This window comes from Nonomuraea insulae, from assembly GCF_042656245.1.
The window spans coordinates 33,235-48,842 of record NZ_JBHSPA010000028.1; the positions used below are offsets into that span (position 1 = coordinate 33,235).

General features: G+C 69.0%; 16 protein-coding genes. 7 read left to right on the forward strand and 9 right to left on the reverse strand.

Annotation, left to right across the window (positions count from 1 at the left end):
- A complete protein-coding gene (locus ACFPZ3_RS25575; protein ID WP_379516758.1) occupies positions 1-507 on the reverse strand; it encodes a GbsR/MarR family transcriptional regulator in 507 nt (168 codons plus the stop codon).
- Between the two features lie 147 nt (positions 508-654).
- Between ACFPZ3_RS25575 and ACFPZ3_RS25580 the strand changes: the two genes are divergently transcribed.
- Positions 655-1,173, forward strand: a complete 519-nt coding sequence (locus ACFPZ3_RS25580; RefSeq protein WP_379516759.1) for a DUF998 domain-containing protein — start codon at positions 655-657, stop codon at positions 1,171-1,173.
- A 179-nt stretch (positions 1,174-1,352) separates the two neighbouring features.
- A complete protein-coding gene (locus ACFPZ3_RS25585; RefSeq protein WP_379516760.1) occupies positions 1,353-2,060 on the forward strand; it encodes a hypothetical protein in 708 nt (235 codons plus the stop codon).
- An 84-nt stretch (positions 2,061-2,144) separates the two neighbouring features.
- Here the strand turns inward: ACFPZ3_RS25585 and ACFPZ3_RS25590 are convergent, their stop codons facing one another.
- The 5 genes from ACFPZ3_RS25590 to ACFPZ3_RS25610 form a co-directional block, all read right to left on the reverse strand.
- Positions 2,145-3,374 carry a cation:proton antiporter gene (locus tag ACFPZ3_RS25590; protein ID WP_379516805.1) on the reverse strand — a complete coding sequence of 410 codons (1,230 nt, stop codon included), beginning with the start codon at positions 3,372-3,374 and terminating at the stop codon, positions 2,145-2,147.
- Between the two features lie 98 nt (positions 3,375-3,472).
- Positions 3,473-4,765, reverse strand: a complete 1,293-nt coding sequence (locus ACFPZ3_RS25595; protein ID WP_379516761.1) for an ArsB/NhaD family transporter — start codon at positions 4,763-4,765, stop codon at positions 3,473-3,475.
- Complete coding sequence (locus tag ACFPZ3_RS25600) at positions 4,762-5,217, reverse strand: CBS domain-containing protein (protein WP_379516762.1); 456 nt, start codon at positions 5,215-5,217, stop codon at positions 4,762-4,764. The genes ACFPZ3_RS25595 and ACFPZ3_RS25600 overlap by 4 nt, the downstream gene beginning before the upstream one ends.
- A 169-nt stretch (positions 5,218-5,386) precedes the next feature.
- Positions 5,387-6,004: a TetR/AcrR family transcriptional regulator gene (locus ACFPZ3_RS25605; RefSeq protein WP_379516763.1), complete on the reverse strand. Its 618-nt coding sequence runs from the start codon at positions 6,002-6,004 to the stop codon at positions 5,387-5,389.
- The gene (locus ACFPZ3_RS25610) at positions 6,001-7,578 is read right to left on the reverse strand and encodes an FAD-dependent oxidoreductase (protein ID WP_379516764.1); all 1,578 of its coding nucleotides are present in this window, start codon (positions 7,576-7,578) and stop codon (positions 6,001-6,003) included. The genes ACFPZ3_RS25605 and ACFPZ3_RS25610 overlap by 4 nt, the downstream gene beginning before the upstream one ends.
- A gap of 644 nt (positions 7,579-8,222) precedes the next feature.
- Here ACFPZ3_RS25610 and ACFPZ3_RS25615 point away from each other — a divergent pair.
- From ACFPZ3_RS25615 to ACFPZ3_RS25625, 3 genes are all read left to right on the forward strand, one after another.
- The gene (locus ACFPZ3_RS25615) at positions 8,223-8,642 is read left to right on the forward strand and encodes an alpha/beta fold hydrolase (RefSeq protein WP_379516765.1); all 420 of its coding nucleotides are present in this window, start codon (positions 8,223-8,225) and stop codon (positions 8,640-8,642) included.
- Positions 8,643-8,756: 114 nt separating this feature from the next.
- Positions 8,757-9,677, forward strand: coding sequence for an ABC transporter ATP-binding protein (locus ACFPZ3_RS25620; protein WP_379516766.1), 921 nt, complete (start codon positions 8,757-8,759; stop codon positions 9,675-9,677).
- Positions 9,670-10,449 (forward strand): ABC transporter permease, encoded by a 780-nt coding sequence (locus ACFPZ3_RS25625; protein WP_379516767.1) that lies wholly within the window; start codon positions 9,670-9,672, stop codon positions 10,447-10,449. The genes ACFPZ3_RS25620 and ACFPZ3_RS25625 overlap by 8 nt, the downstream gene beginning before the upstream one ends.
- Positions 10,450-10,513: 64 nt before the next feature.
- On the opposite strand, the gene mihF is transcribed toward ACFPZ3_RS25625, so the two are convergent.
- Entirely contained in the window at positions 10,514-10,810 is a 297-nt protein-coding gene (gene mihF, locus ACFPZ3_RS25630) for an integration host factor, actinobacterial type (RefSeq protein ID WP_379516768.1), read from the reverse strand.
- A gap of 284 nt (positions 10,811-11,094) precedes the next feature.
- On the opposite strand from mihF, the gene ACFPZ3_RS25635 reads away from it, so the two are divergent.
- Positions 11,095-11,526 (forward strand): hypothetical protein, encoded by a 432-nt coding sequence (locus ACFPZ3_RS25635; RefSeq protein WP_379516769.1) that lies wholly within the window; start codon positions 11,095-11,097, stop codon positions 11,524-11,526.
- A 57-nt stretch (positions 11,527-11,583) separates the two neighbouring features.
- Here the strand turns inward: ACFPZ3_RS25635 and ACFPZ3_RS25640 are convergent, their stop codons facing one another.
- Positions 11,584-12,489, reverse strand: coding sequence for a transposase (locus ACFPZ3_RS25640; RefSeq protein ID WP_379516770.1), 906 nt, complete (start codon positions 12,487-12,489; stop codon positions 11,584-11,586).
- Positions 12,452-12,925: a hypothetical protein gene (locus ACFPZ3_RS25645; protein ID WP_379516771.1), complete on the reverse strand. Its 474-nt coding sequence runs from the start codon at positions 12,923-12,925 to the stop codon at positions 12,452-12,454. Before ACFPZ3_RS25645 ends, ACFPZ3_RS25640 begins: the two co-directional genes overlap by 38 nt.
- Positions 12,926-14,924: 1,999 nt before the next feature.
- Between ACFPZ3_RS25645 and ACFPZ3_RS25650 the strand changes: the two genes are divergently transcribed.
- Positions 14,925-15,551, forward strand: coding sequence for an EF-hand domain-containing protein (locus ACFPZ3_RS25650; protein ID WP_379516772.1), 627 nt, complete (start codon positions 14,925-14,927; stop codon positions 15,549-15,551).
- Positions 15,552-15,608 lie beyond the last annotated feature (57 nt).

Below are 15,608 nucleotides of genomic sequence, written 5' to 3' on the forward strand. Positions count from 1 at the left end.
TCACGGTGTCTCCTCACCGTCAAGAGCGCCGGCGGCGCCTGCGTTGGCGGAGCCGGGATCGGCGGGGTGCAGGGGCGGCGCGCCCTTGAACACGCCTGCCATCCATTCGAAGGTGGCGTGCGCCTGGCGGATGCGCGCGGCCCTCCCGTCGTCCGGGCCGACCAGGTCCAGGCCGTCGCGGGTGATGTCGAGGAAGGAGGTGATGCCGGCGATCTGCTGGCGGGCCACCACCGCCCAGGCGTCGTCGGCCATCCGGTAGTAGAGCGTCCGCTCGCCCGGCCGGGTGCGCCAGGTCAGAAACCCCATGCCGGTCAGCAGTCGCAGGTTGGAGGTCAGCGAGGCGCGGCTGGCGCCGATCGCCGCGCTGATCTGCCCGGCCGACTGCTCCGGCGGATCGCACACCATCAGCCAGCCCAGCACCCGCCCGGCGATCGGCGGCACCCCGTCGCGGGCCAGATACATGGCGACCCGCTCCACCCATTCCAGCAACGGCTCCTGCTCGGTCACGCCGGATCCTCCTCCTATTGCAGTTGTTTCAGTATGAGCTAAAGTTGCTGTATCAGGATACGCCCCGGCCGGGGGGTGCTGTGGGAGAGCCGGGAAGTCTGGTCGGCCCGCGACGATCTGTCGCGGAGAAACAGGAGGACTTTCCCGATGTCATCTCGCACCCTGCCGGTGCTGCTCTCCGGAGGCATCGCCGCCGGCGTCCTGGTGCCGGTGCTGCTGTGGGCCGACGGCGCCACCCGGCCCGGCTACAGCCTGTGGCACCACGGCGCCAGCCAGCTCGGCACCGGCGAACGCGGCTGGCTGCAGACGATCAACTTCGTGCTCGGCGGGCTCGCTCGTCATCGTCTTCGCCTTCGCCGCCGGCATCGCCTACCGCCTGGACACCCAAGGCATCTGGCGACCGGCCCCCGCGGGCCTGCTCGAACACCTGTCCCTGCTCGCCGGGTTCTGCTGGACCGCGGCCTTGGCCGTGCACCTGCTCCGCCGCCCCGCCGGCGGCCGCCGCACGAGCGCCCCTTCTCCGGCGGCGCGCGACACCGACGCTCACCGATGACCGCGGTCGCACCTGTCGCGCGCGGCCACCTGGCCTCGCGTCGCCGCCCGCACGCGCCCGGACACGGTGGTGGGAGAAGAGGTCGCTACACATCAGCCCTCGGCCCCGGGTAGCCCGCCCCGGTTTCGCCAGCACTTGACCAGCAGGTGGACACAGCTGACCGCCGAGCCCGGCCATGACGCAGTGCGCATGATAGATATCGCACTGTTATGGCTGGTGGACGTCGCGGCAGGGTGTTGCGCAGGTCGGCGGGGCCGTCGCCGGCCGAGGTGAGCTTGCCGGGAGGCTGCGGATGCTGCTGCTGATAGCTGAGATCGTGGCCGGGGGGCTGGCGGTCCGTTCCCGGCTGCTGCAGCGTGAGGCGCTGCTGTCCCTGGCGGCGGTTACGGTGCTGGCGATCCTTCTTCTGCACGGGCTGGGCCTGGGCGCGAGCGTCACCCTGGCCGCGGCTCTGGCCGGCGCGCTGGCGCTGCTGCACCACCTGGCCCGCTCGGCCCCGGGCGACGAGGTGGCGATCCAGTCCACCCGCTACCTGCGGCCGGACGCGCCACAGGAGGCGCCACAGCGTCCGGGGCGCGAGGTGACACGAACGCTGCTCGGCCTGGCCGGAGTGCTGACGGGCGCCCAGCTCCTCGTGATGGGCGCCTCCGGGCTTGGCGCGCGGACGGGCACCTCAGCGGACCTGGCCGGATTCACGCTGGTGGCGTTCGGCCTCGCGCTTCCCGACCTGCTCTTCACGCTCCGGGCTCAGCGGCACGGCGGCGGTGACCTGGTCATCGCGACGATGCTCGGCGCCAATCTGATCACCAGCCTGGCCGGCGGCGCCATCGCCGCCCTCACCACGCCTCAAGCGCCCACCCTCGCGCCGACCCTCATCATCGCCATGGTGGCCGTCAGCGGCACCACCTGGCTCCTGCTCGCCCCCGGCACACCACTGGGCCGCCCGCAATCGGCCATCCTGGTGATGGCCTACGCCCTGCTGCTGCTCCTGTCCATCTGACTGGGCGCGCCGGCCGTACGGCTGCCATCACCCTTTTTGCGCGGCATCTCACCCGGCGGCAGCCGCACCCGCAAGAAGCTCCGCTCAGCTCTGCCCGTCCTCGGGCAGACGCCACCGGAGCCGGCGGCCTTTGCCGAACCAGGCCGGGACGTCGCGCTCGTCGTCGAAGCCACGCGCCACCACGATGTCGGTCGAGGAATGCAGCAGGATCGAGGCCACGATGGTGACCGCGACCAGCTGGAAGACCTGCTGGGCGGCGGCGATGCCGGAGCTGAGCACGATCAGCGCGTAAACCACCGAGGCGAAACCCTTCGGCCCGAACCAGGCGACCGCCGCCTGCTCACGCACCGACAGCCCCGAGCCCAGGAACGACAACCAGATCGCCGCCGGGCGGGCCAGCACCAGCGCCAAGATCGCGAACAGCCAGCCGGTCCAGCCGACCGATCCGAGCAGCGCCGGGGTGATCAGCGCGCCGAACACCAGCAGCGCGGCCAGCTTGAACAGCTCGGCGAGCAGCTCGCCGAAATGCTCGAACGATTCGCGTTGCCGCTCGCCGAAGGTGGCCACCGTGATGCCGGCGGCGAACGCGGCCAGGAACAGGTTGCCGTGCGTGGCCTTGCCCAGGGCCAGCACCAGCAGGCCGATCGCCAGCGCGTTGAGCGGCTCGTACGGGGTGGAGGCGGAAAACCAGCGCGTCTGCTCCAGTTTGATCGCCGCCCACGGCACCACCACCCCGATCAGGACGCCCAGGCCCAGCTCCAGCCCCAGCTCACCCAGATGCAGGTCCTGCGACCCGGCGGCGATGGCGAGGAAGACCATGACGAACGGCAGCGCGAGCCCGTCGTTGACGCCGGACTCGACGTTGAGCAGCCGGCGCAGCCGGGGCGGCACCTTCTCATTGCCGACCAGCGCCGCGGCGAACACCGGGTCGGTCGGCGCCAGGATCGCGCCGATCAGCAGCGACTCGATCCAGCCCAGACCGACCAGGTAGTGCGCGTCCACCGCGGTGATGGCCAGAGTGAGCGGCAGCCCCCAGCCGAGCGCCCGGCCCGGCAGCCGCCACGCGCTGCGCAGCTCCGCCCAGCCCACCCGCATCCCATCGGTGAACAGCACCGCGAACAGCGCCAGCTCCGCCAGCGTGCCCACCAGCTCGTCGCCGGGCGCCAGCGACACCACGCCGAGCGCGCCGTCGCCGAGCACGAACCCGGCAATGAGGAACAGCGCCGCCGTCGACAAGATCGTGCGGTGGGCCAGGCTGGACAGCAGCACGGCTAGTAACAGCATGCCCGCGAACGCGAGCAGCAGCGAGCCCATCACGGGGCCTCTCCTTCGTCATGGGCCGCCGGAGGCAGGCCCTCCGCCGGCCGGGGCCGGTCGCACTCATCGGCTGCCTTACGCTCCAGTGGTTCAGGTCAGGCCAGGTAGCGCAGCCACAGGTACGGCGTCACCAGCGCCACGGTGACGACCGTGACGATCAGGCCGTACTTGGTGAACTGCCAGAAACTGATCGGGTGCCCGTTGCGAGCGGCGATGCCGATCACGACGACGTTGGCGGCGGCGCCGACGGCGGTGGCGTTGCCGCCCAGGTCGGCGCCGAAGGCCAGCGCCCACCACAGCACCTGCCCGGGCCCGTCGCCGCCGTTGGCCTGGACCACGTCGGCGACGATGGGGCTCATCGTGGCCACGTAAGGGATGTTGTCCACGATCGCCGACATCCCGGCCGAGGCCCACAGCAGCCCCATCGTGGCCAGCCCGAGCTGCCCCGAGGTGGCCTCCACGGCCAGCCGGGAGACCTGGCCGATCACGCCGGTCTGCACCAGCGCCCCGACCATGACGAACAAGCCCATGAAGAACACCAGGGTGGGCCACTCGACCTCGGCGATGGCCTGCTCGGTGGTCACCTTGGTGGCCGCCACCAGCACCCCCGCCCCAAGGATCGCCACCACCGAAGGCTCATAGTGCAACACCGGATGCGCCACAAAGGCCGCCAGCACCAGCGCCAGCACCGCCAGGCTCTGCCACAGCAACCTGCGATCCGCGATCGCCTCCCGCTCATCCAGCGCCATGATCTCCTCGGCGCGGACGGGATCGTAGACGAACGACCTGCGGAACAGCAGCCAGCACAACCCGACGAACACGACCATCAACACGACGACCATCGGCGCCATGTGGAGCAGGAAGTCGTTGAAGCTCAACCCGCCCCGGCTGGCGATGATGATGTTGGGCGGGTCGCCCACCAGCGTGGCCGCGCCACCGATGTTGGACGCCATCGCCTCGGCGATCAGGAACGGCACCACCGGCAGCGCCAGCCGCTCACACACCAGGAACGTGACCGGCGCGATCAGCAGCACCGTGGTGACGTTGTCCAGCAGCGCCGACGCCGACGCGGTGATCACCACCAGCAGCACCATCAGCCGGTACGGCCGGCCCCGGGCCCGTTTGGCCGCCCAGATGGCCAGAAACTCGAACACGCCGGTCTGCTTCAGCACCCCGACGATCACCATCATGCCCAGCAGCAGGAAGACGACGTTCCAGTCGACGCCGCTGGTCTCGGAGAAGAACGCCGCTCCGGCGTCGGTCGCGTGGATGGCCAGCATGATCCCGGCACCGCCGAGCGCGGCCGCCACCCGATGGATCTTCTCGGAGGCGATCAGCGCATACGCGCCCAGGAACACCGCGACCGACAGCCAGGCCAGCACCGTCATGCGGCCAGCACCCGGTCCAGCAGCGCCTGCAGGGTGACCGCGCCCAGCAGCCGCCCCTGGTCCACGACCGCGACCAGCGGGCTGTGCGTGCGCGCCATCAACGCGGCGATCTCCAGCACGGTGGCGTCCGGATCGGTGACCGGCAGCTCGCGCCGCCCGGGTGACCGCTCGGGTGGTAGCGCCTGGCGGACCGTCCGGCCGGCCAGCGAGGAGGCGAACGCGTCCGCGTGCGCCTCGTCCACCACCCGGGCCAGCGCCGGGTCGTCCAGGCAGTAGCCGGGCACGGCCAGGCGCAGCACTTGGGTGCCGGGCAGGATGCTGACCGGCAGCCCGCGCTCGTCGACGACGATCAGGCCGGGCAGGTCCTGGCCGGCCAGCAGCCGGGCGGCCTCGATCACCGGGGTGTCGGCGGTGACGGTCGGGAAGGCGGTGAGCAGGTCACGAGCGCGCACGGCGGGCCCCATTTACGGTCGGCGATAAGACTGCCGACCAGACTTCCCGGCGCACCTGTAGAGAACCTATCAACAAGCGTCAAGATCAGACACCGTGGGCGTGCGCCGGTCATCAACGTGGCGAACTGTGATGAGACCCCCTCGGGTCCGCATGATGAACCCCCGGAGGTCACGACCCGTCGTGAGCGGGTGGGTAGAGGCCGGCCTGGCGGTAGACGGCGGTGAGGTAGCGCAGCATCTCGGCGGCGTCCGGCGGGTCGGGCTGCAGCACGCGGTAGGTGACCGCGCCGGCCATCATGTCGATCAGCACGTCCAGGTCGGTGTCCGGGGCCAGCGTGCCATCCTGCTGGGCGCGCTGAAGCATCGCGGCGGCCAGCTTGCGGCGGGGCACGATGTAGTGCCTCCAGTAGACGGCCATCAGCGAAGGATGGCTCACGGCCGAGCCCATGATGCGGGCGACCAGCGCGCGGAAGGCGGGGCTCGCGGCGGTCTCGGCCGCCGCGGGCAGGACGCGTTCGACGATGTCGCGCAGCGGCAAGGCGTAGACGTCGGCGGCCGAGGGGGTCACCTCTGCGGCGACCCACTGTTCGACGGCCTGGGCGATCAGGTCCTCCTTGGTGCTCCAGCGGCGGTAGACGGTCGGCTTGCCCACCCCGGCCCGTTTGGCGACCTGTTCGATGCTGATGCCCTCGACGCCGCGCTCGACGAACAACTCCAGCGCGGCATTCAAGATCGCGGTGTCGGTCTGCGGGTCGCGCGGGCGCCCGCGTCCCCGAGTCGCCGTCACGCGAGAGCTCCGTCCAGCCAGCGAGCCAGCCAGCGGGTCAGGTCGGCGGGGCCGCCCTTGCAGGCCAGGTGCGCGTCCGGGCGCACGAGCAAGGCGGGACCGGCGGCGGGACTGGCGGCGGTGCCGTCGGTGGGAGCGGCGGCGGTGCCGTCGGTGTGGAGCCTGGCCACCCGGTCGCCGAGCCGCTGCCGGGCCGCCTCGAAGGCGGCGTCGCACTCGATGCCGTCGCCGAGCACGGCCCACCTGCCGCGCAGCTCGGCGTGCAACCGGGTGCGCCTGCCGTCAGGGCGCCGGCAGACCAGGTCGCCGATGCGGTCGCCGGGGCGGGGCTTGCGGCCGCGCCCTCCGAACAGCCCGACGCGTGGCCGGCCGAGCGGGCCGCGCCGGTAGCTCACCCACAGCTGCGAGGTGGTGTAGGTGGTCCAACGCTGGATCCACGCCTGGTTGAACACCCGCACCAGCACCTGGTCGCGCAAGAACCGGCCGAGCGGGCTGCCCGCGATGTTGACCTTGGTGGCGGCGGTGCTGCCGCGCAGCACGGCGGTGGCCAGCGGGCGGCGTTCGGCCTGGTAGGTGTCGAGCAGACGCTCCGCGGCCGCGCCGTCGGCGACGCCGTGAACGACCAGGGCGAGCTTCCAGGCGAGGTTCTCGGCATCGCCGAGCCCGGTGAGCATGCCCTGCCCGCCGAACGGCGCGTGCACGTGAGCGGCGTCGCCGGCCAGCAGGACGCGCCCGTCGCGATAGGCGTCGGCCAGGCGGCGGTGCACGCTGAACAGCGACGCCCAGGTGACGTCGTGCAAGCGGATGCCGGGCAGACCGGTGCGCTCGGGCAGGATCTGCCGCACGCGCTCGGCGATCTCCTCCTCACTCGGCTTGTCGGCCGAGAAGGCGGCGTCGTAGGCGAGCAGTCGCCACTGCTCGCCCGGCATCGGCATCGCGCCGAGCACGCCGTCGGCGTGCGTCCAGCCGCTGGTGCCCGAACGGTCCAGGCCAGAGCCTGAGCCGGGGTCGAGGCGACCGTCGACCAGCAGGAACCGTTCGCTGACCTTGACGCCGGGAAAGCCGATGCCGGCCAGCTTGCGCACCGCGCTGCCGGTCCCGTCGCAGCCCGCCAGCCAGCCCGCCCGGACGGTACGGCCGTCGCCCAGCACCGCGGTGACCCCGTCCGAGTCCTGCTGGAATCCGGCCAGCGCCGCGCCCCATTCCGGCCGGCCGCCCAGCTCGGCCAGCCGCTCGCGCAGGTGCGCCTCGACACGCGCCTGGGAGATCACCATCGGCGGGGCGGCGGTGCCCAGGCCCGGGTCACCGAACCGGATCCGCATCATCGGACGGTCACCGGCGTAGGTGGTGATCGTCATCGCCCGTACCGACTCCTCGGGGAGGTTGCCGAGCGCGTCCAGGCGATCCAGCACTTCCGAGCCGCGGGCGTGCACGAAGTTCGCCCTCGACGTTGTCGCCGGGCCGGCGGCTTTGTCGATCACGCGGACCGTGACACCGTGCTGCAGCAGCGCGCACGCCAGGGCGAGGCCGACCGGGCCCGCCCCCACCACCAGGACATCAGTCTCTGCTTCCACGATTCCGGCCTCCTATTTATTAACGGAACGGGTTCGTAAACATATTGTGCTCCTTGACGTTGTTCTGGTCCAGGGGGAACGACGATCGCAGCACCGGGACCCTCATACGGTCGGAGACTGGTCATGCCGCAGAACGCGGGACCGTGTGAACCGACGGGGGCCGAGCGGGGAGGGAAATGTGTCCCCTCGACGGGTGAAGCCGTTGTACGGTGAACGTGGTGCGCCGGGAAGTCTGGTCGGCAAAGGTCCGATTCGACGACCCCGGAGACGCAGATGAGCGGTATCCCGCGACAGCACCGTGCAGACGAGATCACAGACGCCACTGCGCCGCGAACGGACCGGCGTGCCCGTCGGCTCACCCCCATGGGAGAGCAGGACCTGACCCTGGCCCAGGCAGGGGCACAGACGGTGGAGTACCGGATGCACGGCGACGGCCCCGGCACGGTCCTGCTCTTCCACGGCGGCCACATGCGGGCGCAACTGGCCTTGGGCGAGCACGTCTTCACCGATGCGGGATTGCGGGTGCTCATTCCCTCGCGCCCCGGCTACGGGCGCACCCCCTTAACCGGGCCGACGACTGGGGCTGGCACCGTGGCGGACTTCACCGACACTATCGCGCGCCTGTGCCGGGATCTGGGGCACTTGTGCGCACGGCGATCCGCTTCGCACCGGCGTCGGCCCTGCGGCTGCTCACCCGCGACCTGTCCCTGCTGCCCGTTCGCCAAGTGCTGGCGCAGTTGAGCGCCGCCGACCGCGGCACGCTCACCCACCTGTACACCTCGATGCGCTCAGGCCGCGGCTTCGTCGCCGACATGCTCCCGGTGACCGACTGCACCGCCCACATCAGCCAGCCCACCATGATCATCGCCACCCGCAACGACCGCTCCGTGCCCTTCGCCCACGCCCAATCCCTGACCGCAGCGCTCCCACAGGCCGAACTGGTGGAAAGCCACGCCGACAGCCACATGATCTGGTTCGCCCCCGACTATCCCGCTATCGCCGCCCAGATACGTGCCTTCCTCCTCACCGACCACCACACCGCTGACGGGCACGTGACCGCCTAGCGCGGCACCCCCAGCCGGTCGGCGACAGCAGTCGCCGGCCAGGCTCCGGCACACCTGCCGGCAAGCCACCAAGAAGCGTCAAATCGGGCACACAAAAGCGGGCACGGTGAAGCGATGCGGGTCATCGAGGTCGACGGGGTCGTCAAGCGCTACCGCGACGTCACCGCGGTCGACGACGTCAGCCTGCACGTCGAGCAGGGGCAGATCTACGCCCTGCTCGGCCTCAACGGCGCCGGCAAGACCACGCTGATCCGCATGCTGCTCGGCATGATCGCCCCCACCGCCGGGTCGGTGAGCGTGCTGGGCGCCGCCGTGACGGCCGGCGAGCGCTCGGCCTGGGCCAGGGTCGGCTACCTGGTCGAGGCACCCGTCGCCTACCCCGAACTGACCGTCCGGGAGAACCTGCACCTCCTACGCCGGCTGCGCCGCCTGCCCGGAGGCACCGACGAGGTCATCGAACGCCTGGCCCTCACCCCGTACGCCGACCGCCGCGCCCGCACCCTGTCCATGGGCAACCTGCAACGCCTGGCCCTGGCCAAAGCCCTCATCCACACCCCCGACCTGCTCATCCTGGACGAGCCCGTCAACGGCCTGGACCCCGCCGGCGTCGTGGAGATCCGCACCCTGCTCGCCGGCCTGGCCCACCAGCACGGCACCACCGTGCTGCTGTCCAGCCACCTGCTGACCGAGGTCGCCCGCCTGGCCACCCGCATCGGCATCATCCACCACGGCCGCCTACTCGGCGAACACGACACCAACGGCCTGGAACAGCAGCGTCGCCGCCGCCTCAACCTGATCACTCGCCACGACGCCGCCGCCGAACGGGTGCTACACGAGCATGGCTACCAGCCCCGCCCGGCCCCCGACGGTGGGCTGCACCTCATCGACGAGCGCGCCCTTGCCCGGCCCGAAGAGGTGGCCACCGTTCTGGTGCAGGCCGGCGTGCCGCCCACCAAGCTCCTCATCGAGGAGGAAGACCTGGAAACCTACTTCCTGCGCATCATCGGACAACCCATCGGAGTCGGCGATGCGTGACGCGCTCTGGGCCGAACTGCTGAAGGCACGGCGCAGCCGCCTGCCCGCTCTCACCGCGCTCGCCTTCACCATCGTCGCCGTGGTGTGCGGGCTGTTCATGTTCATCCTCGCCGACCCCGCCCGTGCCCGGGCGCTCGGCCTGCTCGGCGACAAAGCGCAACTGTCCGGCGCCAGCGCCGACTGGCCCGGCTACCTTGCCCTGCTCGCCCAGGCCGTCGCCGTCGGCGGCATGCTGATCTACGGCATGATCGCCATTTGGCTGTTCGGCCGCGAATTCAGCGACCACACCGCCAAGGATCTGCTCGCCCTGCCCACCTCCCGCACCACCATCGTGGCCGCCAAATTCGCCCTCGCCGCCGGCTGGGCGCTGCTGCTGGCCCTTCAGGTCGCCGTGCTCGGCATGGGCATCGGCGTCCTGCTCGCCCTGCCCGGCTGGTCGGCGGAAACCGCCGCGCAGGGCGTCCTTCGGATCGTCATCGCCGCCACCCTGACCGCCCTGCTCACCACCCCGCTCGCGCTGGCCGCCAGCATCGGCCGCGGCTACCTGGCCGCCGTGGCCGCCATGTTCGTCATGCTGTTCAGCGCCCAGGTCATCGCCGCCCTCGGCTTCGGCGCCTACTTCCCCTACTCGGTGCCCGGCCTGTACGCCGGAATCGCCGGCCCCGACCAAGACCCGCCCGGGACACTGGGCATCGCGCTCGTGCTGGCCACCGCCACGGCCGGAACGCTCATGACCATCGCATGGTGGCGCCGGGCCGACCACACCCGCTGAACCGGCACCGACGAGTGGGCCTCACCCACGCAGATAAAGCACAAGCTCGGCTGATCTTCGGCGATCAGCCGGCCAGCGCCCGCAGCAGACGCTCCCGCTGTTGCTCGGTCAGTCCGCCAACCTGGTGCTTCTCAGCCACCCCCGACACGGCCATCAGCGCCGCGACCCTGGCCGGCCCGTAACCAGGAACCGCGCGAAGGACTTGCGCCATCCGAGTCTTCTTCACCAGTTCCTCACCGCTACGGCCGAACACCTCCGCCACGCTGGTCGTACCGGACTTAACCCCGGCCAGCAGTGCGCTACGCGCCGTGCGAGCCTCGGCCGCCTTCTCCAAGGCCTTCGCCCGTGGTTCCGGCGTCATCGCAGGTACTGCCATCAGATCTGGCCGCCCACCTGTAGATCAACTGCTCGAACTCCTGCGTCACACACTCCCCGACGCAGGTCACAGGCATCATCGCGCAGAGTGTCAAATACTGTGACGCCAACCCCGGCTCATCGTTCCACTAGTACTGGGAGGCCCAGTTCGCCCACGACTGCACGTTTCTACCGACGTGGGAGGAGCTGACCGACGAGGAACGCGAGGGCTCCCTGCCTGACGCCCGCAACTACCTGGAGTCGGCGATCAACGCCGGGCTTGTTCCGGCCGTGGAGCTGATCCACGATCGCCCGCTCGCTGACCTGGGCAATATCAACCGCGAGATCGAGCGGCAGGCCACTGCCATGGCCACTGCGGCCGCCGACCTTCCGCTGCTGCTCTACCGGTTCCGCACCACCCCCACCGGCGGGATGAGCGTCGGGACGGTGCTGAACAAGCTGGCCGAGACCGCCGAGCACGCCGGCGAGTTCGCCCGCGAGTTCGGCGAACAGAACTGGGTCGACATGGACGAGAACGAGACTGCCGACTGGGCAAGGCCCTGGGGGTCTGGAGGCTGCTGCCGCCACCTTCCGCCGCACCACCAGCCTCATCGGCTGACCACAGCTCGAGAAGAACGGCACGCAGGCGGCGGCCCCGGTCACCGGATCCTGTCGGCGCCGCGGCGTACAACAGCGTCATGGAGACCTACGAGATACTCGTGACGGCCCAGTCCAACCCTGACCTGGAGCCGGAACGGTGGAACCAGCAGGTGGCGATGGTCAAGCAGATCCTGGACTTCGACGGCCACGAAGACCTGGTGGGGGCGGATCAGCAGCGCACATCCCGAACGCCTGACCCTCGTCCTGAACACGCTGTTCGACGCGGCCCGCGAGTACGACATCACCGTCGCCGTCGAGATGGAGCCCGCGCAGCAGGCGGACGGCCCCCCGCCCACCGGTAGGGATTGGACGTGATGATTCGGGCGCTCGTCTGGGACTTCGGCGGGCTGATCGTGGACTCGGAGATAGCCGATTGCACGGCCTGGCGCGAAGAGTTGTCATCTCTTCTGCTGACCGGGAAGCTTCATGATTGCTCGCCTGCACTCTTCTGCAAAGCATCGTCTCCCTGCTCGTGGGTCTGGCGGCCTCAGCTCCAACCTCCATGGCTTCGTGATGGTCGGATAAGCGCTCATAGTCCCGCACGCACCGCCTGCGCTGACAGATCCACGACAGTGTGCGCTCCACTACCCACCTGCGCGGAAGGATCACGAAGCCGCTGACATCGTCGCTGCGCTTGACGATTTCCAGGGTGAGCTGGACGTGCTTTTGGGCCCAGGTCACGAGCTTGCCGGCGTAGGCGCTGTCGGCCCAGATCAGTGTGATCCGCTCGTACCAGTCGCGCAGAAGCGCCAGTGCGCGTTTGGCGCCGTCGCGGTCCTGGACGCTGGCGGCGGTGACGATGACGACCAGTAGCAGGCCCAGGGTGTCCACGATGATGTGCCGCTTGGTGCCCTGCACCTTCTTGGCCGCGTCGTATCCGCGCGAGCCGGCGGCGACGGTCTCGGCGGCCCGCAGCGATTGTGAGTCGCTGCGATCGGCTTGCCCGGCCCTTGCGGGAACTTCTTCGCCACCGCCGCGAAAGAGCAGCTCACGCCACGACCGGCTCGTCTTCGTCGTTGTGGGCATAGACCTTGAGCACCGGCACACCCACCTTATGGCGGGCCTGGCTTGCCCAGTCCCGCTCGAAGAACTTCTCGACAAGATGGGGGGCGGCCAGAACGATCACCTCGTCGGCATGCGTCTCATCGACCACCGAGCGAAGAAGATCCAGCGGGTGACCGTGCATCAGTTGACCAACAGCCTCGCTGCCAGCCGCGCGCAGACCGCCGACAGAGTGTTCCAAGGCGAGCGCGGCGGCCCGCCCTTCCTCTTCGAAGTCGCCATCCTCGGGGGCCGGCCCCCCGGGCGCGACGTCGTCAATGGATCGCAGCAGCCGGTCCTCAGAGCCTTGTGGCCGCATCAGGACGACGAACGACACGACGCTGTCATCATGCAGGGTGGTGACGAAGTCGACATCCGTCGCGGTCAACTGCTGCTCGATCATCAGGATGGTTGTGAACATCGCGAGCCCTTCGCTGGCGCACCCCAGACAGGCGCGTACAAGGAGCAACAATAGCTGTACGTAGCGTTAATATCCCTCGGGACCGGCGACGCGCCGCACCGAACTGATCACGACGCTGATCGTGGCGCCGCCGATGCGGATGACTGGCCGGGCACATGGATCCCATCGCAGCGATCTTGCACGTGAATCAGTGGGCACTTACAGACGTACGGGCGCCCGTTCCGATCCTGAGCGGGGTCATGGCTCCCGTGGAGATGCCTTGGCCCATTCCCGCGCTCATGGGCGAGGCGATCATCGCGTATCGCCGCGCGGCAAGCGCCCGGCCCCTCTTCTTTCAGATCTTGACCGTAGCCGCTGTGCCCACCCATGCCGTAGGGATGGCCCCCCGCATCATCCTCCCGGATGGTGGAGAAATCAGTGCTTCCCGCGCACGCGGGGATGGTCCCGCGCTCGCCGCGGCGCTCATGACCTACCCGCAGCGCTAGCCAGACGCCAATCCAGGCCCTCCGCAGGGTTCGTGGAACCAGCAGCAGCGCAACTCGGCGTGGCCACGACCCTCGGAGGGCTCGACAGAGCCACTTCGTGAGCAACGCGACCCTGCGGAAACGCCCAATCCAGCGTGTGCAGAGCCCCTGGCTCATCCCCGAACGCCCAGACCGAAACCTGCCCTCGGCAAGCAGCACCGTCACATACTGTGACCTGCGGCGATGCCGATCGGGTTGGATCGTGTGACGCGATTCTTACCAGCGAGTCCGGTACGGCACCAAGCTGTACCACCACCGACGACATCAGAACGCAAGTAAGCCTCACCCGTCAGCCACTGCTGAGCACGCCGGCGGGAACCTCGACTTGCTGGCGTTTTCATGTCGCGACGCATTGACGCTCTCGTGTCGCCGCCACTGACGTCACGTGTCGCAGGCCACCGACGTTCTCAGGTCGCTTGGCAACACTCTCGTGGCGCTTGGGGGTACCACTCCAGGGGCTTGAAATGACAACCTCGTTGACAATCACGTAGCGACGACATCGCCGGTGGCCGTACGGCGTGGCCCCGTCGGCCACGGCCACCCGTCCCTCGGCGGGCTCCAGCACCTCGACCTCAGGGCCGAAGTCGAGCAGGCCGCCGCCGTGCGCTGGCGGCGAGGCAGGTACCAGGGCATCAGCACGCCTCACCAAGAAGTAGTCACCTACGAAATAGGCCTGCCAGCAGGAGTGGAACGGCGAACCGTTCGGACGCTCGGGGATGAGTCAGGCGCCCTGTGACGCGATAACGCTGGATCGGGCGTTTGTCCGCAGGTCGCAACCAGCTAAGAGGCCTTACGTCAATGCCCTCCGAGGGGCCGTGACGACGCCGAGATATTCTGCGGCTGGTCCCACGAACCCCACGGAGGGCCTGGATTGGTGTCTCGCTAGGCGCTGAAGCTTCCCGTTGTGGGCGGGACATGCGCGCCATGGCCGGGGCGGATGGTCATGACCCGGTGCTTGGCAGAGCGGGTCGTTGAAGACCTGGACGTTGCGGTCGGTGTGGTTGTTCAGCTGGTGTACGCCCACGGGCAGTCGGTGGCAGCCGGGGGGTTGTCCCCAGGTGGTCAGCGGCGACACGAAAACGATCAAGTAGAGGCCCCTGGCACATCGGGAAGATCACCCAGGCGGCGCTGGTCCTGCTAACCCACGAGAACGACTGGACCATCTCGCCATCACACAACGTGATCTTCGCCTACTGAGAACAGTTCGATGGCGCGACAGTCAAACAAAATGATGCCACGGAGGGCGGGGCACATCAGCGCCTCCATTTAACCCGGGGCGTTTATCCGAACTGTAGGTCAAGTCAACTATTGTGTCGATTTTCAGGGATACAACGCGAGTTGGAAGCGAGGAGTTTGAGTGAAGCCAAAGTTGTCCCGGTTCAATGTTTACCTATCAATTGCGCCGGGGAGAGTTGCCAGTGACTCTGAATGCGGAATTCAGGGAGGCAATTCCGACAAGTCGGAAAGGAGTGAGTGTGGGCTCATCCCCTGCCTCGCACATGGAGCGGCCGGGCAAGATTGACGACATTCTCGGCCGCAAGATCGACATCTGTTTCGGGCATCTCGATGTCAATGGTGACGGGACGTTCGAACGGGCCGATGTCGTGGCCTACGCGGCCAAGGTCGTGGCATATCAGAACGAATCGTTCCACTCCCCGAAGGCTCTGAGGATGTTCGAGGTCGCTGAAGCGATTTTCGACAACGTGCTCCGGGCCCTCGGCAAGGAGGGCGACGGTAACATCACCCCTGCTGAATGGCGCGCTGTGATCGGCGCCATGGCGGACGATCTCTCGAAGTTCGACGCCATGTTCAAGCCGCTGGCCGAAGCGATCTGGGCCCTCTGTGACCGGGATGGTGACGGGACGGTCACCGCCGACGAGTTCGAGGGCTTCCAGAAGGCGCTCGGCACCCCCCAGGAGAACCGGAAGATCGCGTTCGAGATGCTCGATCGCGATGGTTCAGGGAACTTCTCGTCCGAGGAGTTGATGGAGGACTATCGCGAGTACTACACCAGTCGCGATCCGAAGGCACGCGGCAACTGGCTGTACGGGGACATCTGGGACGACGAGGTCTGGGAGGGAACGCGGGTCAGACTCTCGTGACCACCACGCGGTCGGCCCGGGCCGAGGCCTGGACCCGGGTCGACCGCGTGATGTGGA